Source organism: Paenibacillus sp. 01T47, from assembly GCF_056398245.1.
In genome coordinates this window covers 12382-33442 of record NZ_JBFTPA010000003.1, presented here as the reverse complement: position 1 = coordinate 33442, position 21061 = coordinate 12382, and the positions used below count along the sequence as shown (strand labels likewise).

Annotated in this window: 17 protein-coding genes; 7 read left to right on the top strand and 10 right to left on the bottom strand. The window is 46.7% G+C overall.

Annotated elements, in window-relative coordinates:
• Window positions 1-72 precede the first annotated feature (72 nt).
• A complete protein-coding gene (locus AC1DOV_RS07530) occupies window positions 73-963 on the bottom strand; it encodes an NAD(P)-dependent oxidoreductase (RefSeq protein WP_477549620.1) in 891 nt (296 codons plus the stop codon).
• 219 nt (window positions 964-1182) lie between these two features.
• Window positions 1183-2967 (bottom strand): M3 family oligoendopeptidase, encoded by a 1785-nt coding sequence (locus AC1DOV_RS07525; RefSeq protein WP_477511561.1) that lies wholly within the window; start codon window positions 2965-2967, stop codon window positions 1183-1185.
• 112 nt (window positions 2968-3079) lie between these two features.
• Between AC1DOV_RS07525 and AC1DOV_RS07520 the strand changes: the two genes are divergently transcribed.
• Together AC1DOV_RS07520 and AC1DOV_RS07515 are read left to right on the top strand one after the other, a co-directional pair.
• A complete protein-coding gene (locus AC1DOV_RS07520) occupies window positions 3080-3244 on the top strand; it encodes a YycC family protein (protein ID WP_076271027.1) in 165 nt (54 codons plus the stop codon).
• On the top strand, window positions 3241-3483 hold the full coding sequence (locus AC1DOV_RS07515; protein WP_441879317.1) for a hypothetical protein: 243 nt from the start codon (window positions 3241-3243) through the stop codon (window positions 3481-3483). Before AC1DOV_RS07520 ends, AC1DOV_RS07515 begins: the two co-directional genes overlap by 4 nt.
• On the opposite strand, the gene AC1DOV_RS07510 is transcribed toward AC1DOV_RS07515, so the two are convergent.
• Together AC1DOV_RS07510 and AC1DOV_RS07505 are read right to left on the bottom strand one after the other, a co-directional pair.
• The gene (locus AC1DOV_RS07510; protein WP_477549619.1) at window positions 3480-4220 is read right to left on the bottom strand and encodes a DUF2225 domain-containing protein; all 741 of its coding nucleotides are present in this window, start codon (window positions 4218-4220) and stop codon (window positions 3480-3482) included. The two genes, AC1DOV_RS07515 and AC1DOV_RS07510, sit on opposite strands and share 4 nt — an antisense overlap.
• Window positions 4221-4224: 4 nt before the next feature.
• A complete protein-coding gene (locus AC1DOV_RS07505) occupies window positions 4225-4614 on the bottom strand; it encodes a globin domain-containing protein (protein ID WP_076271024.1) in 390 nt (129 codons plus the stop codon).
• A gap of 489 nt (window positions 4615-5103) precedes the next feature.
• Here AC1DOV_RS07505 and ylbJ point away from each other — a divergent pair, with 489 nt between their 5' ends.
• Both ylbJ and AC1DOV_RS07495 read left to right on the top strand, forming a co-directional pair.
• Window positions 5104-6123 (top strand): sporulation integral membrane protein YlbJ, encoded by a 1020-nt coding sequence (ylbJ, locus tag AC1DOV_RS07500; RefSeq protein WP_477549618.1) that lies wholly within the window; start codon window positions 5104-5106, stop codon window positions 6121-6123.
• A gap of 77 nt (window positions 6124-6200) precedes the next feature.
• On the top strand, window positions 6201-6998 hold the full coding sequence (locus tag AC1DOV_RS07495; RefSeq protein WP_076271022.1) for an NAD kinase: 798 nt from the start codon (window positions 6201-6203) through the stop codon (window positions 6996-6998).
• A gap of 44 nt (window positions 6999-7042) precedes the next feature.
• On the opposite strand, the gene AC1DOV_RS07490 is transcribed toward AC1DOV_RS07495, so the two are convergent.
• A complete protein-coding gene (locus AC1DOV_RS07490; protein ID WP_477527523.1) occupies window positions 7043-7777 on the bottom strand; it encodes a YutD family protein in 735 nt (244 codons plus the stop codon).
• Window positions 7778-7803: 26 nt separating this feature from the next.
• A complete protein-coding gene (gene lipA, locus AC1DOV_RS07485) occupies window positions 7804-8739 on the bottom strand; it encodes a lipoyl synthase (protein ID WP_076271021.1) in 936 nt (311 codons plus the stop codon).
• A gap of 132 nt (window positions 8740-8871) precedes the next feature.
• Between lipA and AC1DOV_RS07480 the strand changes: the two genes are divergently transcribed.
• On the top strand, window positions 8872-9927 hold the full coding sequence (locus AC1DOV_RS07480; RefSeq protein ID WP_477549617.1) for a M23 family metallopeptidase: 1056 nt from the start codon (window positions 8872-8874) through the stop codon (window positions 9925-9927).
• Between the two features lie 68 nt (window positions 9928-9995).
• Here the strand turns inward: AC1DOV_RS07480 and yunB are convergent, their stop codons facing one another.
• Complete coding sequence (gene yunB / locus AC1DOV_RS07475) at window positions 9996-11126, bottom strand: sporulation protein YunB (protein ID WP_477549616.1); 1131 nt, start codon at window positions 11124-11126, stop codon at window positions 9996-9998.
• Window positions 11127-11276: 150 nt separating this feature from the next.
• Between yunB and AC1DOV_RS07470 the strand changes: the two genes are divergently transcribed.
• A complete protein-coding gene (locus AC1DOV_RS07470) occupies window positions 11277-11660 on the top strand; it encodes a SpoIIAA family protein (protein WP_477549615.1) in 384 nt (127 codons plus the stop codon).
• 14 nt (window positions 11661-11674) lie between these two features.
• Here AC1DOV_RS07470 and AC1DOV_RS07465 read toward each other — a convergent pair whose 3' ends face one another.
• Together AC1DOV_RS07465 and AC1DOV_RS07460 are read right to left on the bottom strand one after the other, a co-directional pair.
• Entirely contained in the window at window positions 11675-12367 is a 693-nt protein-coding gene (locus tag AC1DOV_RS07465; RefSeq protein WP_477549614.1) for a response regulator transcription factor, read from the bottom strand.
• 69 nt (window positions 12368-12436) lie between these two features.
• The gene (locus AC1DOV_RS07460) at window positions 12437-13819 is read right to left on the bottom strand and encodes a sensor histidine kinase (protein WP_477549613.1); all 1383 of its coding nucleotides are present in this window, start codon (window positions 13817-13819) and stop codon (window positions 12437-12439) included.
• A 156-nt stretch (window positions 13820-13975) separates the two neighbouring features.
• Here AC1DOV_RS07460 and AC1DOV_RS07455 point away from each other — a divergent pair, with 156 nt between their 5' ends.
• Complete coding sequence (locus AC1DOV_RS07455) at window positions 13976-14191, top strand: hypothetical protein (RefSeq protein ID WP_339207486.1); 216 nt, start codon at window positions 13976-13978, stop codon at window positions 14189-14191.
• A gap of 70 nt (window positions 14192-14261) precedes the next feature.
• Here AC1DOV_RS07455 and AC1DOV_RS07450 read toward each other — a convergent pair whose 3' ends face one another.
• Window positions 14262-20939, bottom strand: a complete 6678-nt coding sequence (locus AC1DOV_RS07450) for an S-layer homology domain-containing protein (RefSeq protein ID WP_477549612.1) — start codon at window positions 20937-20939, stop codon at window positions 14262-14264.
• Between the last annotated feature and the right edge of the window lie 122 nt (window positions 20940-21061).

Below are 21061 nucleotides of genomic sequence, written 5' to 3'. Positions count from 1 at the left end.
CTTGTATTATATAGTACTATTATTTAAAAATAATATATCATATTAATAATTAATGTACAATATATGGTCGTCCTACTCGTTAAAAATAACTTTATATAACGCTTGTGTACCGCTATTTTCTTCACCAAGTGAAATAAGTTGCTCATATAAAGAACGAGCTAACGCTAGTCCTGGCAAAGGAAGACCCATCTCATCAGCTGACTCGATGGCGATTTTAATATCTTTCACAAAATGTTTTACGTAAAAGCCCGGAGCAAAATCTCCATTGATAATGCGTTGTCCTAGATTGGACAAGGACCAGCTTCCCGCAGCACCGGCTTCAATGCTTTTCAATACTTTGCTAGGTTCGAGCCCCGCTTTTTTGGCATAGGCAAGAGCTTCGCTCACGCCAATCATATTGGATGCAATCGCGATTTGATTACACATCTTAGTGAATTGACCCGCTCCTGCTTCACCTTGATGAACGATGTTTTTACCTATGAGCATAAATAATGGCAATATCGCATCATAGGCTTGCTCCGAGCCTCCAACCATGATTGACAGTCTAGCCTCCTTCGCGCCTACATCGCCGCCAGAGACTGGGGCATCCAGCGCCATAAGCCCTCTTGTGCCAGCCTCTGCTTCTATGCGTTTGGCAAGAGCAGGACTTGAGGTAGTCATATCAATAAGCACTGCACTGGACCTAGCATTTTGCAATAAACCATCAGCTCCAAAATAAACCTCTTCCACGTCGGCCGGATAACCTAGCATCGTAATAATAATATCCGATTGCTCCGCAACCAACTTCGGCGAATCCTGCCAAACAGCCCCCTTTGATACCAAGAGGTCTGCTCTTGATTTCGTTCGGTTAAACACATTCACTTCATATCCGTGATCAAGCAAATGGCCCGCCATGCTTGCGCCCATAATACCCGTTCCAATAAATCCGACAACTTTTTTGTTTGCTTGCTCTTTCAATTTCATTCCGCCTCTCTGTGTTTCTCAATAATCGAACATAATCTTATTATAATATAATCTGCCTCGCTTCCCGCAAATCAAAGAAATGCACTCCTGTTTTACAGAAGTTTTTGCAGTAGCTAGAATACTATCCATCCCAATTCCATATAAAAAAAGCCGTAGACCAATGGTTTCCCATGCCTACGGCTACTGCTAATGCTACTACAGCACTTCTGAAGAAGCGCTTTACTTGTTTGTCATTTCGATGAACTGATCTACATCAACAGCTGTCAATGCAACCGCCTCGCGCCAGAAGTCCATCTCTTCCACATTTACGCCAAGATGCTCTTTTGCAAGCTGCTCTACGGTCATGCGGCCAGTGTCACGAAGCAATGCAACATACTTGTCTTTGAAATCTGAACCTTCCTTCAGTGCCCTTGCATAAATACCCGCGCTGAATAGATAGCCGAATGTATAAGGGAAGTTGTAGAAAGGAACATCCGTTAAGTAAAAATGTAGCTTCGATGCCCAGAAATGAGGATGCACCTCACCTAGCGTATCGCAATAAGCTTCCCGCTGTGCATCTTCCATTAAGGAATTAAGCTCTTCAACGGATACTAAACCTTCGCTGCGACGCGCATAGAAACGAGTCTCGAATAAAAAGCGCGCATGAATGTTCATAAAAAATGCAACAGACCGCTGAATTTTATCTTCAAGCAATCCAAGCTTCTCCTCGTCCTCCGTTGCTGTTTTAAGTGCTTGATCCGAAACGATCAGCTCTGCAAACGTCGAAGCGGTCTCAGCTACATTCATCGCATATTCTTGCGACAACGCTGGCAGATCGTTCATGACATGCTGATGGTAAGCATGACCCAGCTCATGCGCAAGCGTCGAAATATTCGAAGCCGTACCTGAATACGTCATGAATACACGAGTTTGACCACTCTTTGGAAAAGCGGTGCAGAAGCCGCCTGGACGCTTCCCTGGACGATCCTCAGCCTCAATCCAGCCATCTTTGAAGGCAAGCTCCGAGAATTCCGCCAGATCGGGACTAAACGTCTTGAACTGCTCGATTATAAAAGCTGCCGCTTCGTCATAAGGAATTGTTTTTGTCGCAGCTCCGATTGGCGCTTCTACATCATGCCAGTCCAGCTTCTCCACACCAAGCAGCTTCGCTTTACGATCTAAATAACGAACTAGCACCTGTTTGCTTTCTTGGATTGCAGACCACATCGCTTGCAGTGTAGCTTCGCTCATCCGGTTCATTTGCAGCGGCTCCTGCAGCACCGAATCCCAGCCGCGCTTGTCGTACAGCTTTAAACGAAAGCCTGAAATTCGGTTTAACGTCTCTGCACATAAATCCGCCTGCTCTGCCCATTCCCTCTCCCACTCTGTGAATGCAGCCTTCCGAACATTGCGGTCTCCATCGGATAAGCGGTTATGCATTTGACCAGCGGATAAAACTTTTTTCTCCCCGTCTTTTCCTACATCGTTAAATTTCGCTCTGGATACAATGACGTTGTAATAATCGCCCCAGCCATGGTAACCGTCTACCGCTAAATCTCCAGCCAACGCTTCCAGCTCAGGAGCCATTTTCTGCTTTGCAAGCTCGCGGCGTTCAGTTAGGCTGAACGCTACCTCAGCGAGCTGTGGGTGCGTCAGCAGCTTTTCCCATTCACTATCATCAAGACCTCGCAGTACGTTGTCAAAGCGGGTAAGCACCCCTAGAAACTTCGCAGCAAGCGTCTTTACGCGATCGCTTTGTGAGTTCGCGGCTGTGTCTCGCATATTCTGAGCCAACAAGCATGAAACAAACGACTCTGTTTCACGCAGCCTAATGATGATGCTTTGCAGCAGCTCCGTCATCGCCGCAATTTCAGAAGCTCCAATGCTTGCTTCCGTTAAAAGTGCGGCATCGAGCTTCTCAATGTCCTCATCCATGCCCTTCAGCTCCTGCAAGAACGCTGCTGAGCTTGAGCCACCCTCATAAAAAACTTCTAAATCCCAACTTTGCGGATATCCCGTATTCATTGCTCTCATCCTCTCTTCCATAAAAAAAGCCAAGATGCGGCCGCGTTTTTATTTGCGCAAACCTTCTCGGCAGTGTATAACTTAATTATATCCAGATTGGAGGAATTACACCATGTCTAAACCGTTGCAGATTTCTGCTGATACAGCTGTTAAGCTTTCCGAGCAGCTTGGCGTCCCAATAGAGCACTTAATGCATATGCCGCGCCATATATTATTGCAAAAGCTCGCCGAGCTTGCTAAGCCTAACGCTGCACCTGAGAGCGAAAACAAATCATGATTCCGTTCGAAAAAGCATGGCCTTATGACATTATTATGGGCGACCTTTATGTATCGAGCTGTCCCTTCTGCCATGCAGAAAACGTGCTGCTTCCAATAAAACCAGAAGAGCTCCAAGACATACAAGACGGTACGAAACGATTGCTCGTTTTCCCTTGCTGCCATAATAAAGTGACTATTGTTGATGCAGACCGCGATTATTTGCTGACAAACCGTGTTCTAAAAAAGGCGCTCCGCTAAGCGGAAGAAGAGACCGACTGCTTCAATAAATCTGTGCCATCGTCAGGAGAAGTGTTGCCGGATGCATGTTTCGATCTGGCTTCCATCTCCTCGCGTATAAGCTGCCACTGTTCGCGGCTCGCACGAATCATTGCAGCATCCACGATTTTTTTATCATTCACCACGCGGGAAAACCAACGTACTGCATCGTTTAATTCTCCGATACGACGATTCAGCTCCCCTATTAAAAACATTAACTTCGCATTGTTAAGCGCAACACCCTCTGCCTCATATACACGAATATAGGCTTGAAGTGCAAACGTAAGAAACCGTTTCTCGTCTTTCTGATTGTCCTCATAACGATACAGCCAAGCAATGTGATGCAAAATACCAGCAAGCACGCGATCCTTCTCGTCAATGGCTTGGGCTGATAAAAGCGCTAGCTTGTAGCTGGCCATCGCCTTCTTCAGATCGCGCTCCCCGCCATAATCTTGATTGTTCCAATTCATTCCGATTTCATCATGATAGTTCTTTTTTTGCCGATCATTCAACCGCTCCATCCCGTTCTCAGTTGAGGCAAAACCGCAATTAGGACAAACCCGTACAACATAATAATCAGGGTTTACGTCCGTTTTATAATATCCGCAAAAGTCAGAGTCCATTCTAGCTGCTCTTTTGAAGCTTGGTCTAACGCGCGAAGTCATAAAAGTCTTTTCACAGCAAATGCATATGATTTTGGATAGGTAGAGCGGTTCCATACAATCACGTCTCCTCTTCAGATGTGTTTACAAAGTGGTGTGCAGGTCCGGATAGTCTGTTGATAACGATCTCTTGCAGCTCGTCATTTATGCCTACCTCTTGCAATGCTCTTTGCATGCAGTCAAGCCATGCGCCAGCATGTTCAGGGGTTATTGGAAAATGCATATGTCTTGCTCTCATCATTGGATGTCCATATTCATCAGAATATAAAGAAGGCCCGCCAAAAAATTGCGTCAAAAATAAATATTGTTTTTCTATAACAGGATCAATATCTTGCGGGAACAAAGGCCCAATTAACGGATGGGCTTGTACCTTAGGATAAAAAGAGTTAACAATCAGCCTTAAAGTCTCAGATCCACCTAAAGCCTCATAAAGGCTTATATTCCTATTCATCGTCAAATTCATCTCCATTGTGTAGGTATTTAGTATTATATCACAAATAAAAGTACGGACTTAACAAAAAAAAGCCCGCGGGATGCTTATCCGGGGCTCATCATATAGTGCGTATTACCCATCAACCTTCATAGTCCTCTTCCCCTGGTGCTGTAAGAGATTCTCGAATGACATAGACGAAAGCACAGACCAAGATGCCAGCGATTATACTCATACCCATCACTCCAACCGTTTCAAAGGTAATTCCATTGTACCATAAAAAAAACAGGAATCCAGCGTTTTGCAAGCGTTTTCTTTGTCAAACTTATTTATTTTTAAAGCATATCCAGTGATGGATATCCTTATTCCTACATATACGTTTAGGAGGGGTTGTACAGCATCTTATGGCATCTGCTCGGCTCCCCTTTCTAATTATTTGAGGAGGCGGTCTATCTGCTGCGAACGATCATTCATCCCTTATCTATAACCGCGCTTGGCGCAATTATAATCATGCTTTTAATGACTGTCTTTCCTACAGAAACCCTTCACTCCTCGCTCCGTGGGCTATCTATTTGGTGGGAGGTGCTTTTTCCAGCGTTGTTCCCTTTCTTCGTCATATCGGAATTGCTGCTCGGCTTCGGTATTGTACATTTTTTCGGCAAGCTGCTTGATCCGCTCATGAGACCTATATTTCGGCTTCCCGGCATCGGGGGTTTTGTCGTGACAATGGGTTACATTTCCGGTTATCCGGTAGGCGCAAAGCTAACAGCACAGCTCTTTGAGCAGCGGCTCGTTAACCGAGCAGAGGGTGAGCGGCTTGTTGCCTTTACGACTACTTCTGATCCTATTTTCCTAATTGGTGCCGTGTCCGTTGGTTTCTTCCAAAATGTAGCGATTGCTCCTATACTCGCTGCTGCGCACTACGGAGGCGGTCTTCTTATCGGTCTTCTCATGCGCTTTCACGATAGACATGCCCCTTCATCTGGAACCAAAAAAACGGCGATTGCAAGGGAGGGGTTCAGAAAACGACGGCCCTCTCGCATCTCCGAAGCACTCAAGGCGATGCATGAGGCTCGATTGCTGGATGGGCGCGGACTAGGACGGCTGCTGCAGGATTCAATTCAATCGGCGCTGCGGCTAATGATCGTCGTTGGCGGACTCGTCGTTTTTTTCTCCGTCGTGATGGAGATGCTGACGCATGCAGGCATCATTGAGGCGATGGCTGAAGCTCTGCGATTTTTGTTTGGTTTAATCGGCCTGCCTAAGCCGCTTGCAGACGCTGGGATATTCGGATTGTTCGAGGTCACATTAGGCTCTCGTTCGGCAGGTACAGCTGGTACTGGACTCATGCATCAAGCTGCAATCGCTGCTTGGGTGCTCTCTTGGGGCGGCTTATCAGTCCATGCCCAAGTAGCAAGCCTGCTCAGCAAAACAGATTTGCGCTATCGTCCTTTTTTTATAGCTAGAATGGTTCATGGTTTAATTGCAATGACTCTCGTTTACTTGTTATGGGGGTGGCTTGGGCCATGATTAGAGCCGCTCATTGAATTTAAACACAATTTCCTTTATCATCTTAAGTACTATGGAGATCGGAAGGAGATTTACTTTTGAAGTATGCGGTAATTGATCGAGGCGATGATCTATCTAAATCGTTAGCAGAAAAATTTCATAAACTAGCCGGGGAGCGAGGCTTCACTCGGAATGATGAATCACCAGAAATCGTTATATCCATCGGAGGCGACGGAACACTGCTCCTCGCTTTTCATAAATATGTAGATCAAATTACGAATGTTGCATTTGTCGGCATTCACACCGGCCATCTTGGATTTTATGCCGACTGGAAGGCAGACGAGCTTGAAGATCTCGTCGCAATGATGGCAGAGGAAACACCACGAATCGTTAGGTATCCACTTGCCGAGATTGAAGTTGAGACACCAAGCGAGACCCGTCATTACTTATCATTAAATGAATTCACATTAAAAGGCGTTGACGGAACGCTCGTCGCCCAAATCAATATAAATGATGAGATGTTTGAAATGTTCCGCGGTGACGGCATTGTCATTTCGACCCCTTCGGGAAGCACCGCGTATAACAAAAGCTTAGGTGGAGCGATTGTCCATCCATCGATAGAATCGCTGCAAATTGCGGAAATCGCTTCGATCAATAATCGTGTATATCGTACACTTGGATCATCCGTGCTGCTGCCGCAGCATCATCACTGCGATATTATCTCTAAGAAAGAGCAGCGGCTGCAGCTCGCAATTGATCACATCAGCATCATGAGCAGCGATATTCGTTCCATCCGCTGCAGTGTATCCAGCCGTAAAGTAAGCTTTGCACGATATCGGCCGTTTCCTTTCTGGAACCGAGTACGTGAAGCATTCCTTGGTTACGACGTCCGATAAGATTTGTTACCATCATTTAAAACCAAAAAAAGACACAGAGCGTATTATACGCGCTCTGTGTCTTTTTTGTTTGGTCGATTCGTTTCTGCAGATGAAGCCGCGGTTTCATTGGCTGCAAGGCGGAACGGTTTCTTGGAGCGGTTATCGTTATTGCCTTTATAGCCGCCTTTACGCTGCTGTTGCTGCTCACGTTTCCCACTGCCCTGCTGCTGCTCGCTGCTATTTTTACCTTCGCCAGCACTATTCGCGCTGTCGTTGCCTTTATCCGCGTCGTTTTTATTGCGATTGGAGCTTCTATGGCGATTTTCCCTTGTGTGATTGCGAGTATGCCTTTCATGTGTTGGAGCGGCGCTTTCTTCCTTTGCACTCGCAACCTCATCATGTTCAAGACCTTCAGAAATATCCACAAAACCGGCAGCTGCTGCAAGAAGATCAGCTGCTTCTATACGCGGACGCTCTTCGTCTGCATCCAAGTCATAGTCGTCTGGCTCACGAACGGTACTGTTTGTTTTTTCTAAAATAAAATAAGCGCAGCCAAAGTTGCAATACTCATTGATGTAATCCGGCATGCCAGATAGATTGCTTTCCTTCGTGGCTTTCTGATGGCTGTCACGAAAAAAACCTTTCAGCCGCAGCTGACTATAGCCCCAGTCGCCGACAATATAATCGTAGCGCTCAAGTACTTCGCTGTATCGATCACGAAATGCTTCAGGATTCCAGCCATTCCTATTTTCAAGCACAATTTCATAAGATTTTCCGCCGATATGAATCAAAGCCATATTTTCCACCTCATCTTGAGCGTCAGTTACAAGCTGCTCGAGCAAGCACCGGAAGAAATCTCACGGCTCGCTTCGGCTTCCGCTGCCATTGCTGCGTGTGCCGAATCGGTCTGCTCATGTGCATGATAAGAGCTGCGTACTAATGGTGCGGATTCTACATGCCTAAAACCGCGCTTCAGCCCTTCTTCTTTTAGTTTTGCAAATTCGTCTGGGTGGACATAACGTACGACCTTTAAATGTTTCGGCGTTGGCTGCAAGTATTGACCTAATGTCAAAATATTTACGTCGTTGGCGCGAAGATCATCCATCGTCTGCAAAATTTCATCCCATTCCTCACCTACGCCAAGCATAATGCTCGATTTGGTTGGAATCTTAGGCTTCATTTCTTTGGCGCGCTTCAACAGCTCCATCGTACGGCTGTATTTGGCTTTGGCACGAACACGATCCGAAAGCCGCTCCACCGTCTCGACGTTATGATTTAGAATATCCGGATTTGCATCCATTACAATTTGAAGCGCATCTTTATTTCCCAAGAAGTCAGGAATAAGCACTTCAACTCGGCAAAACGGCATACGTTTGCGAATCGCATGTACAGTAGCTGCAAATATGGATGCGCCGCCATCCTTAAGATCATCGCGGGCAACCGATGTTACAACACAGTGCTGAAGATTCATTTGCTCTGCTGCCTCTGCTACCCGTTCTGGTTCGTCCAAATCCAGTTCAGTCGGCATACCTGTCTTAACCGCACAAAAACGGCAAGCGCGCGTGCAAATATCACCCAAAATCATAAATGTGGCTGTTCGATTCGACCAGCATTCATAAATGTTTGGGCAACGTGCTTCCTCACAAACCGTATGTAGCGTTTTTGAGCGCATCATATTTTTAATTTCGGCAAAGTTACCGTCTGTCGCTAATTTTATTCGAAGCCAATCAGGCTTTTTGAGTGTTTCTTGTTGTTTCATTAGGGATTACCTGCTTTCAAGTTCATTTATAATTCCTAAACTCATGCGTTTATTATAACATGTTTCGTATAAAAACCAATGATTTGCAAAACATAACGTTATAACCGTCATGCTTTTGGAAGGGTGAGACGTTTGAAACTGACTATTCCTATTGTTGCAGCAATAACCGCAGCTTCTCTGTTCATTGTCACGCCCGTCAGTTCTGTAAGAGCAGCTCCTGCTGTCAAACAAAAAACTGATAAGGCCCATGAGCAAACCGTCGATGCTGAGACCGATCCCTTTTCAGTTAGAAGAGGCTTGTATGACAAATTAAGCTTATTTACCGAAGTGCCTTGGTTCTGGATTGCAGCCATTGATCAGTATGAGCGATCCATGTCTAAAGCACGTCCAAAGGCTCGTCCAATGCTTGGGAACACCGTTGGCGTGTTTATCGACCAGGAACGCTGGGTCGGCCCGCTCAATCCGAATACGGATGACAGCTCGCCGGTATCGATCAACTTTTTTAACGGGATTGGCCGCGATGGTGACGGGAATGGACAAGCGGAACGAACAAGCGACATCGATCTTCTCTATTCACTTGTTAGCCGCGTTGCCGCGTACGGTATCTCCAATGATGATTTCGCAATCGGACTTTGGGAGTATTATCAAAATAATCGTTCAGTGCAGCGCATCCAGCAGTTCGCCCGAATCTATGAAGCATTTGGCCAGCTTGATTTGTTCGAGCATACATTCCCGCTGCCTATCAGCACTCATTATGCCTATAACAGCACCTGGGGAACCGGGCGAAGCTGGGGCGGCAGGCGTACCCATGAAGGTACTGACATTTTCGTAAGGCATGGTGTCCCTGTTCGAAGCACCTGTTATGGCATTGTTGAGGTGCAGGGCTGGAATCCCTACGGCGGCTGGAGAATTGGCATTCGTGATCTAAACAATTTTTACCACTATTACGCACATTTGTCCGGCTTTGACAAAACCGTTAATATAGGCGATGTCGTAAAGCCTGGACAGGTCGTTGGATGGGTAGGAAGCTCTGGTTACGGCAAACCGGGGACGCAGGGAAAGTTTCCTCCTCACCTGCATTATGGCGTATACAGCGACCGCGGTTTAATTGAATGGTCGTTTGATCCATATCCGATGCTGCGCCGCTGGGAGCAAGCCGAGCGTAAACGATTGCGTTCCGGAAATTAAAGCAAAAAATATAAAACGACTTTATCGTCCTCTTTGCTGAAGACAATAAAGTCGTTTTTATATGTATGCTATTCAGAAGATGAATTGCCCGAACTATTTGATCCTTGGTTAGAACCTTTAGAATGATTAGAGCCTTCGTTCGTTGCTTCTGTTGACGGTCCTGTATTAGTTGCTCCAGTGCCTGAAGACTCTCCATTATTGTTATTTTGCGGACTGGATGTAACTCCACCTCCCGTACCTTCGCCGAGCGGAACCGAGATGTTTGGCGCCTGCGCAGCCGACTCGCCTACAGGTTTGCCCGTATTGTCGTAATAGTACATCGGCACGTCGCCGACTACTAGCAAATATGAAATCGGGATATCCGTTTCCACCAGCTCCGGCTCGGTGTCAAACGGAATAATGATCGTAACCTCCGCTATTATGCGAATGTAAACCTCGACCAAAATCATATTGATGCCGGCATCCTTCTGACGCGTGCTAAGATCTACCTTAACAGCCCCAACCGGCTCGAATTTGACGGGTACTCTAGGTCCGTATGAGGAAATGATTGCACTACCCAGCGCATGCCCGATCGGAATATGCTCCGGTATATCCTTCATTTCATTTAATGTATTTTGTACGGTGTTTATCGTTTGCGAGGTAATTTTCATATGCTCCGCGTAATTAAGCATGAAGCCAGATATTTTCCCATTGCTGTTCATCTTCCAGTCAATAAGGTTGCTGCTGTCCGATCGGCTCGCTACCTGCTCGGTTATCGCTTTATTGATAGCCTGCGTGGCGATTTGCTTTACTCTGATTTTCGCTATATTCATCAGCGGCGGCCGCAAATTTTTCTCAATATAGACAAAGGATTGGATCGAAAAAACCATAAAGACAAGCAGTGCTATAATAAAGATTGTGCGTCGCCTTATACGAGGCTTCGCAGGGCGAGAGCCCCAAATGCCGCCTGATCCGCCATTGCCGCTGCTTCGGCTGCTGCTGTATTTTACAGCTGGACGCCTAATGCCCCATTTTCCGCTGCTTGCACTTGAACGAGCTCCCGTACCCCATTTCTTTGGTGCTGGCCTTGATGAAGCTGAGCTCCCACGACTGCCCCAAGTGACTGATTTTACTTTAGAGAATGGACGGCCAGACCAAAGCTGCATACGGCTGCCGCCAAATCCTCGAAAATGCCAGCCTCGCCTTCCCCATTTCGCCAATCCGATCCCCTCCCGCACCAAGCTGCACACTCTTTATTACCCATACTTATGCAGAACTTGTTCAAAAAAGAAGACGACCTCAGCAAGTTGCAGCCATATTGACATTATGGAAACGTTATACATAATTGTAACTAAGGGAGATGAATCTAGTTGAGTGAACGCAATATTAGCACAACCGTTTCAGGAGATTTAATTGTTACTCGTCTAATTGGAAAAATAAGCACAGATGACGTTAATGACTGGTTTAATGGTTTCGAGCAGGTGTGTCAGCCATTCATGGCAGAGGGGCGAAAATACCGTTTGTTAGTGGATCGAAAAGGCTATACACCCGACCATTTTTCGGTTCAAAAAGCATGGAAAGATAAATTTTTTAATGAAAGCATTTTGAGTCATAGCAAAGCCATCGCATTCCTCTTGGAAGATGGTGAAATTCTGAATCACTTGCAGCAAACCAATACCAAACCGTCTGTACAATTTTTTAGTGATGCTGAACAAGCCTTCCACTGGTTAAATAACTATAGCGTACCGGAATAGTCTATTTAATCCGTCTAAATCGTGAGCCGATACCCTGCGCCCCAAATGGTTTCAATATATTGCGGATTCGAAGGATCCGCTTCTATTTTTTCTCTTAACCTGCGAATATGAACGGTTACCGTCGCAATCTCGCCAAGCGAATCCATCCCCCACAGCTGCTCAAACAGCTCTTGCTTGCTGAATACATGATTGGGGTTCAATACTAGAAAGGAGAGCAGATCAAATTCCTTTGTCGTGAACTGCACCTCGTGGTCGTTGACGTACACGCGCCGGGAGGAGGTATCAATCTGCAAGCCGCGTATTTGGATCTTATTTGAGGCTTTGGTATCGCGGTTTCCCATCAATCGCTTGTAGCGCTGCAAATGTGCTTTCGCCCGGGCGACCAGCTCACTTGGACTAAACGGCTTCGTTATATAATCATCCGCCCCTAAGCTTAACCCGCGAATTTTATCGATCTCTTCTTTTTTGGCAGATACGATAAGGATAGGAACCTCCTTTACCGCACGGATCTGACGACAAATCCCATACCCATCCATGCCTGGCAGCTGCAAATCTAGTACGATCAAATCATATTCACCTTCTACAGCAGCGCGGAGCCCCTCTGTTCCTGTTAAGCATATGTCCGCAGAAAAACCATGCAGCTCAAAATAATCCTTTTCCACCTCAGCTATCGACACTTCATCTTCAATAATGAGAATTCTCGTCATGTTCGTCCTCCTATGCTCCTCGCGAGCGGCAGCTTGATGATCATACTAGTTCCTGCTCCAAGCTTGCTCTCAGCCTTCGATAATTTGTTTCGTAATCGCAAGTCCTAGGCCGCTTCCACCCGTTTGCTGGCTGCGTGAGAGATCCTCGCGGAAAAAACGTTCAAAAATAAACGGGAGAGCTTCCTCCGATATTCCTGAGCCGCTGTCGCTAATCATTAATCTAACAAAATCAGTCTCCACACTAAGCGATATCGCTATTTGCTTTGGCTCGTCCAACATAAATTTCATGGCGTTGTCCATAATGTTGGTTAGTACCCGCTTCAGCTTATCTCGGTCGGCAAGCACATTGGTAGATTCCGAATGAACAATGTCCCACGTCAGCGTAACGCCTTTGTCTTGCAAATCAAATTGCAAATCCTCGGCATAGTCCTCTATGAATTGCCCCAAGCTGATTTCCTCGAATGTAAATGGCAGCTGCTTCAAATCAAGCTTAGAGTAAAGAAACAGCTCGTCAATCAGTTGATCCATATGCTCGGCCTTCGTCAAAATCGTATTCACATAACGCTCCATCTTTTGCTTCGTATCCGGTACACCGTCCCGAATGCCTTCAATGCTTGCTTTAATTGAAGTAATCGGCGTTTTCAGATCATGCGTAATGTTCGCGACAAGCTCCTTGCGATTTTGCTCATATTGCAGCTGCTTCTCTACCGATTGCTTCAGCTTCATTCTCATATCTTCAAAGGCTTCGCTTAACCTTGCAATCTCATCGCTGCCTACCGCTTGCAGCTCAAACTCCAAATCGCCTTCCTTAATACGCTCTGTCGACTTCCGAAGCAGATCAAGCGGTTTAATAATACTGCGCGTCAAAAAATAATAAAGCAGCATATTCATGAGTAAAAGCACGATAAACAACACGCCTAATATAATAGGCAAAAGTGTACGAACAACCTCTGCAAACGGACTGCGCTCCCTTACAACGAGCACGCTTCCCTTGGATTGATCTGGAAAACGAAAATCAAATTTCGCATAAGCATAAAAATGGTCCCCTATTTGCAGGGTGTTGCGGATTGCATTGTTTTCCATCTCATAGTCAGGCAAAAACGTGATGAATTGGGGCTGTTTTACGGACAAGGATGAATAAATCGCCTCGTCGCCTTTTCTTATAACCAGCTCCGCTTGTACCGAACGAAGCTTGTAATTATATTGATCGAGCAGTGTAGGATCAAGAAGCGAGTCGGGTTCATTTTTCGCCAAATACTTTAGATCAAGGAAAATCGTTTCCTCCTGCTCAGACAATGGATTAACGGAATAATGAATATTGTAAAAGTCCTTTACGCTTCGCACATCGCCTGTTATCGCTACTACAAAGAGCAGAGCAGCGGCAAGAAACAATACGATCGTAACGATAAGAATACAGCTGTAGGACAATAGCAGCCGAACGCGAATGGACATACTCGTATCTCCTTCTCCTTTTGACAATTCGTTTTTCGTGAATACAATGTAACATAGGTTGCCCTGAGGGGACAAAGAGAAACAAAGACAACTTTGCAACACGATCTAACATGGGATAGACTATAAGAAATCATTTTCCGTATTAAAGGAGTATATATGGCCATTAATCGACGACTCAGCACCGATCAGGACTTTGAAGAGGTTATCGAACTGCAGCAGCGCATTCGCGTGTTTCAAGACAATCAGCTCATCGATGCCAGCTCGCTGGTTGTGCGGTTTGATGATAGCACGATTGTGACCCAATCGGGGGTTAGCGATATTGCCTATCATAACCGAAAAGAATGCGAGTTTTTTCTACTTAGAAAACGCTAGGTTATACAAAAAAAACGGTGTCGCCCTGTTAGCCCTCGCGGGACAGGTAGACACCGTTTTTCATTGCATATTACTTATCCAGCAGCTCTACGAACTGCAATAACCGTGTGATCATCGTTGCCGCTTCGGCGCGGCTTGCTAGATCTAGAGGTAGGAATGATTGATTTCCTTTGCCCTCTAAAATACCTGCTGCTGCAACCTGAGCAACCGCATCAAGCGCCCAGCCATGTATAGCTGCTTCGTCTTTAAAGCTGGCAGCCTCATTAACTGTTTTCTTGACGTTAGCTCCTGCTGCTTCCGCAAATTTTAATGCGCTTGCTGCCATTACTGCCATTTGCTCGCGCGTAATGGTCGTATTCGGACGGAAGGTTCCGTCCTCGAAGCCTTTAATCAGTTCAAATCTTGCAGCTGTTGCAATCGCATCCGCATACCAAGCGCCCGGCGCAGCATCGCTGAACGCCGACGCCTGCTTGCCTCCACTATTTTGCAGGCCAAGCGCTCTTACAAGCATTGACGCAAACTCGGCGCGCGTAACTGTACGGTTAGGAGCAAAGCTCGACGCCGTTGTACCGCTCACAATTTGTTTGGAAGCGAGCAGCTCAATATTCGATTTTGCCCAGTGGCTGCTAATGTCTGCAAAAGTTTTGGGATTTAAAGCGACTACGTAGCTGCTGTTGCTAGTACTCAAAATGGTGACAGTTGTTTTCCCTTCAGCTGATCGGAACAAAGCCGGAACGTAACGGAAAGCTCCCGTTGCCGGATCAAATACGAGCGCTGTTGCTGTTTTGGCATCCAGTTCACGGTCTACTGTCATCGTACGCTTCACATATTTGCCGCCAAGGCTGTGTACTTCTGCTGATGTGCTTCCATCCGAGACGGAAATAATAAAATCAACAGGATCACCAGCAAGCTCTAAACCTGCTGCTTTAGCTTTCGCCCTAATGTTATCAAGCACTAGTTGACTAACAGGCTTGATTGAGAAAGTTACAATTAGCTTACCGTTATTCGCAAGCTTTGCCTCCTCCAGAACCCCGTTTACAAGCTCCAGCGGGAATTCATACGACGCTGTACCCTGCTCCATGACGACAATCGCTTTTGGACTGCTCTTAAGCGCGTCAAGAAGAGCTTGTGCGGAGAAGGACAGATCTCCATTTGATGTTAACATACCTTTGGCGAAGATGATCCGCTCAAGCTTGCTTGCGGCATCTGTCTTCAGCTTGCTGTCATTTTGCGCTGTATTAATCGCACCGCCGATTTGTCCTGAACCTGAACCGCCAGTGCTGCCTTCATTTCCTTCCTCTGGCACAACGACCGCCTTCACTTCCACCGTATAGACTCTGCTTTGCGAACCATGAGTCACAGTAAATGTCGTCTGGCCGATCTTTAGCGCACTAAGCTGTTTATCTTCACTAATTGCTGCAATGTCTGATTGGGCCATCGTTATGATCGCATCCGCTGTGACATCGACGCTTGCTTGATCAAACACCTTTATGGCTTTTGTATCACCCACAGTCAACGACAGCGGTCCTCTATCGCCATTCTCAAGAGCTATGCGGAATGGCTTCGGACGATTGGCAAAACCTTCATTTTGCTCGGTGAACGATACTTGATCATTTGAGCTTGCTAGCGTCGCTATCCGCTCACCACGCACAATGACATTGTCCACCTGAATATTGCCCGACACCCCGCTTGTCACGTCAATTCCGTTTGTTCCCATTCCGTCGAGCACGATATTTTGCAGCTTCACATGATCAATGCTGAATCCGCCGCCGTGTACAATTAAACCGGCATACGTACTGTCGAGCGCGACGTTGTCCCGTACAATGACCTCGCCGTTCAAATCCTTCTCGCCAGCAAAAATCCAGATCGCACCTAGATTAATGTTGTACGCAGAGTCGGCGCTGCCCGTACGAACCAGTGTATTGCGCTCCACTACCGTTGTGCCGCTGAATGCCACAGGATTAAAGCGTGTCGATACGGCAATGCCCGCTCCGTTCGTAATTGTATCTGTACCGATGTTATCTTGAAGCTTATTGTCTTGCCCGCCAAAAATAACGAAGTTATCGGCCAGCCAAGGCAAAGCCACCGTATTAAAACGCGCTGTATTGTTAATGCTTGCGCGTCCTTCTGCCGACCACATCGCCAAACCATCGTCGCCTGGATATCTGATATCCGATTGCTCCATCACACTATTGCTCGTGCCTACGGAGAAGTTGATGCCGTCGGCCATCAAATTGCGCAAACGAAGGCCAACCATATGCAGGCCATCCGTTATTTCGTCGCTGCCCCTTACCTTGGACAGCCATAGCCCTGTTTTTGAATGTTCGACCCAAACATTCTGAATGACCGAGCCTTTGCCGAAGCCGCCATAAAAAGCATGGGTCAACGCTTCATCATCACGGATATTCAGGTCACCGTCGATGAGTAGATCATATACGCCAATATTAGCGCCTTTGCCAATAAACCTCGCACCGATCAGCGATGTATACCACATCCCTGCACCGCGAATCGTGATTTGATCCAATTCAATCACATCAGTCTTAAGCTCAAATACCCCTTGAGGGAACCAAACGCCTCTCCCTTGTTCTTTCGCTGCATTCATTGCAGAATGGAACGCTGCCGAATCATCAATGCCGTCGCCAGGTACAGCTCCATATTCGGCAACTGATAGGAATCCATCAGGCTTTGCAAACGGACCTTCCACCTGCTCCATATCGACAAGATCAATGACATAATAATCTGCCGCATTCTCCGCATCCTTCTGCAGACGGATCGTAGCTCCTGCGGGTATATCACCGATCAAAGCATGTATTTCATCGAAGAAACGATGTGCATTGCCCTGCTTTGGATCATTAGACCATGGATAGCTGCCGTACTCCCAGCCATGTTTTGAGCTAAGCTCTAAATTTTGCTTAAATTCTCCGTTTACGTACAGGCCCAACGTTTCGTTTCGTCCAGCCCCGTCTGCACTGTCTGGGATGACATAACGCAGCACAAGTGAATTAGCCGCCTTTGCTAATGTAAATTGTACATAATCACCTTCATCTACCAGCTTAACCGCCTGCCTGCCCGATGCCTCAGAAGCGATTTCGCGATAGCTGCGCGACGGTCCAATCAGCTCACCGTTCGTTAACCCATGTTCCGCTTCATAGGTAATGTATGGAACTGTCGCTCCGCGGTAAGCAATGCCGATGCTTTGTCTGACTAGAAGGCTACCCAGCCATACTTGCCCTGAATCCGCTGAATCCTTTTGCAGCGTAATCGTATTAATTCCGCTGCGCAGCTGCATTTCAATAACCGCTTCGGACCAGCTTTGTTTTTCTCCTGCTGCATTAAACGCCACTTGTTTGATCCGTAAGCCATTCACATACAGGCTAAGCTGGCTTGACGCATCGGAGACATTCAAGTAACGAAGCTCCGTTAAATAGCTGCCTGCTGCCCCAGCATGAACGGTAAAGCTGATTTTATCTCCCGTTGCAGTGAAGTTCCCAGCGTACCCTGCACCTTTAAAGCCTGTTAACTCCTTACTTACCTTAATGCCGCCTGACATAAAAGCGTTCTCTGCTTCATATCGCTGATTGGAGGCAACGGGCTCAAACTGCCAAAGTGCCTCATCCGCTTGACTCGGCGTACCGTATTGCAGCTTGCCAGCCGTTAGCAGCAGCAATCCGTCTTTCTGCGTAGCATTTATAATCCGTTTATAGCCAGCACGATCCTCAATCGTCCATTGTGCCGCATCAATGCCTCTAGCCTCACCCGCAATTGCCGCCAGGCCATCTGCTTGTAGCGTCAATAGATGTCCGGTAGCTTTGTTTTTCAACAGCCTCCGGCCGTTGAAATCCTGAAGCAGCCATTGGGAGCTCGCGTTATCTGCCCTTACCGAGCCGCTAAGCACCTTGCCGCTGTTTTCATATAAATAGCCTGTGCCTGACTTTTCTTTAATACGAATATAGTTCGTATCGTCAAATGTTGGGGTAGCCGTGTCATTCGTCTTCTCCTCGCCCATTGGCGGCGTCTCGAATTGCTCCGTTGCATTCTCAAACGTCCACTGCACCGATCCAAATGATGCTGGGTACAATCCACGTTCTGCGTAGCCTGCATTATTTTGAACATGAATGAGCTCATCATCGTATTTCCCATTCAAGCTGCGAATCATATATTCCGCACCGCTCGGAGTGCTTTCAACTGCCCACTCTAAGAACGCATCGCCTTGAATGGCTTGCTTGCTCTCAATAAAGGCATAATCCCCGGTCATTGTCATGTAATGTCCTGTAGCACGGTTTTTCAACCTTTGTTTCCCGCCCTCTGACTCTATAATCCAATGACTGTAGCCGTTGTTCTCTGCCAAGTTGCCGTAAAGGACAATTCCACCATTGTTTTCATATAAAAATTGGCCGTTTGCCTTATTTTTTATACGAATAGGGGCCTCTGGCAAAGGTTTCGGAGGAAGTACTAGCGGCTCAACTGCATATTGTGCGCTATCCGAATCAGCAACAAGCTTACTCACTTTCGTATATCCCTCACCATCTGAATATAGAAAATGACGAGCCCAACCACTCCGCAGCACTACAAATTTTTCAGAAGATCCAGGCTCCATGTTCCACTTCACGCTGCCCCAGCTCTCGTGAATGCCGCCTTGTGCAATAATTTGCTGAGTCGGGGCATCCTTTTCAACATCCCCGCCTACGTGCTCCATTGACACATAGTGGCCAGTCTTGAGGTTTTTCAGCCGCACCGAGGTCGGTCCATCGCCCGTGCGCTCCAAAAACCAAACTGAGCTAAGATCCGTTTCTGGAAGCTCACCATACTTAACCTTGCCTTGATCATCACCTTCAGCGGTCACTTCATACAAATAACTGCCGGTTTGCTTGTTCTTAAGTCTTACATTCGTTAACGCCGCGTCTGTCACAGGTATAAACTTCCATTTAGGGCTTCCCCATCCTGGATTAATTACGCCATATTCCGCGTATTTCGTCAGATTTTGCAAGCTAATGTACTTTTGTTGTCCAATAACATCATTAGCATCCTGCAAGCTGTGAATGAGCTTTGAGCCGCCGGCATCTTCGATGACCCAAATCGCACTCGTCCAGTCATCAGCCACCTCAGACACATCCATGCGTCCATCCTTCATATTTTGCAAATTAATGTAGTGGCCTGTTGCTCTATTCTGGATGCGTTTGCGACCGTTAAAACGTTCAACTAACCATTGTCCCTTATAATCGCCTTCAGAGACATTGCCGTATTTCAGCTGTCCTGCTGCATCCTCATATAAGAAGAAATTTTGCCATTCATTCTGAATTCGAATATATTGCGGCGAGCCATCCCCGCTAAATGCCGGGTCTTCAAACAACCATTGCGCCGCATTCTCATTTGGCTGAATTGCACTTGCTTGGGCTGCGCCCGTATTGTCTTGAATATGCAAATATTCGCCTTGACCAACATAGCTCTGAATGCTTTGATAGTCATCATAAATGGCTGATTTGCTAAAGGACCATTGATCCTCTGCAGAGCTTTCCGTTAGTGAAGATACCTTAAGCGGATCACTGATCTCATTAACTCCTGCACGTGTAACATAATGACCAGTTGCTAGGTTGCGCAGCCGTTTTTTGCCGTTAAAATCTTCCCTTACCCACTGATAAAATGACTTCTGGCCTGCTTGTGTTGTCAGCGCGCCAACCTTTGCCAGCCCAGCATCTTCATACAAATAAGCAGTACCTACCTTCTCATTTGTAAAATTCACGATACGGTATGGCTGCGTATCCGGCGCCAGCTCTATTCGCCAGTGTGCATTGTCTCGATCCAGAACGGACCAACTGTTCGAGCGTACATGTTTGTCATCAGGAAACTGCGTATTCAATACGTAAATGGTCGAAGGAACCTCCAGATAAGCTGCAACGTTCTGAAAGGTGATAAAATCTCCACCCGCTGTGTCAGCTACCAGCCACTCGCTTTTATTCGTATTGTCCAGCCCTATCGCTTTAATAGGCTCTTTGTCTATTCCTTGCGTAATGTAATGACCAGTTGCACGGTTTTTAATTCGATAGGAATCCGGCGTTGCTCCCGGGACAAGCACCCAATGAGATTTGCGATCCGCAGCAGGCACCTCGCCAAAGTCAACGAAACCATTAGCTCCCTCGTACAAATATTGTCCTGCTCGGAACTTGTTGGCAAGACGAATTGGAGCAGCAGACTCCACTGGCTCGAGCGCCCACTGCGGACTCTCGAACGTTATATTGATGTCATTGCTTACTTCTGCAAAGCCGAGCAAATCCTCTTGATGAATAACGAGATTGGCATTCTCCGGCACAGTTGCACTTTTAATGACCACATAACCCTCGCGGCTGGACGCATGAATGGTCCATTGGTCTGCAAGCGTACTCTCCGTTATCTCGCGGCTGGTCAGTGCATCGCGCCGCTTCCCAACCTCTGAGACCGTAATGTAATGTCCGGTTGCACGATTTTGAATTCGCTTATTGCCAGCATGCTCCTCGATGAGCCATTGCGAGGACTCATCTTCATAGCTTGGAAAACCGTACCTCACGATACCATTTTCATCCTCGTACAAATAATTGCTTTGCCATTTGTTCTGGATGCGAACGTAGGTTGATTCCGTAACGGATGACACTGCCGCCTCGGGCTGGCCCCCGCCTTCCGATACTACTGCCGTCTCATCCGCATAGACCGGTACCGCCATAAGCATAAGCAGCAGCGCCAGCATGAATGCCAGTATAGACCTTGCACGTTTCATTGCACAAACCTCCCCAAAGGTATCCAAGTGCAAACGTATCCCGAAAGCACTTGCTTATGTAAATCTTTCATTCTCTTTCATCATAATTTGGAATCGCTTACATATCGATGTGCATTTCTAGA

Excerpts from the sequence above, each read along its gene's own strand:
- AC1DOV_RS07525 (WP_477511561.1), bottom strand. The coding sequence starts at position 2,967 with ATGAATACGGGATATCCGCAAAGTTGGGATTTAGAAGTTTTTTATGAG.
- AC1DOV_RS07450 (WP_477549612.1), bottom strand. The coding sequence starts at position 20,939 with ATGAAACGTGCAAGGTCTATACTGGCATTCATGCTGGCGCTGCTGCTT.
- ylbJ (WP_477549618.1), top strand. The coding sequence starts at position 5,104 with ATGCTTTTAATGACTGTCTTTCCTACAGAAACCCTTCACTCCTCGCTC.
- AC1DOV_RS07515 (WP_441879317.1), top strand. The coding sequence starts at position 3,241 with ATGATTCCGTTCGAAAAAGCATGGCCTTATGACATTATTATGGGCGAC.
- lipA (WP_076271021.1), bottom strand. The coding sequence starts at position 8,739 with ATGAAACAACAAGAAACACTCAAAAAGCCTGATTGGCTTCGAATAAAA.
- AC1DOV_RS07510 (WP_477549619.1), bottom strand. The coding sequence starts at position 4,220 with ATGGAACCGCTCTACCTATCCAAAATCATATGCATTTGCTGTGAAAAG.
- AC1DOV_RS07490 (WP_477527523.1), bottom strand. The coding sequence starts at position 7,777 with ATGGCTTTGATTCATATCGGCGGAAAATCTTATGAAATTGTGCTTGAA.
- AC1DOV_RS07505 (WP_076271024.1), bottom strand. The coding sequence starts at position 4,614 with ATGAATAGGAATATAAGCCTTTATGAGGCTTTAGGTGGATCTGAGACT.
- AC1DOV_RS07460 (WP_477549613.1), bottom strand. The coding sequence starts at position 13,819 with ATGTCCATTCGCGTTCGGCTGCTATTGTCCTACAGCTGTATTCTTATC.
- AC1DOV_RS07530 (WP_477549620.1), bottom strand. The coding sequence starts at position 963 with ATGAAATTGAAAGAGCAAGCAAACAAAAAAGTTGTCGGATTTATTGGA.
- AC1DOV_RS07520 (WP_076271027.1), top strand. The coding sequence starts at position 3,080 with ATGTCTAAACCGTTGCAGATTTCTGCTGATACAGCTGTTAAGCTTTCC.
- AC1DOV_RS07455 (WP_339207486.1), top strand. The coding sequence starts at position 13,976 with ATGGCCATTAATCGACGACTCAGCACCGATCAGGACTTTGAAGAGGTT.
- AC1DOV_RS07465 (WP_477549614.1), bottom strand. The coding sequence starts at position 12,367 with ATGACGAGAATTCTCATTATTGAAGATGAAGTGTCGATAGCTGAGGTG.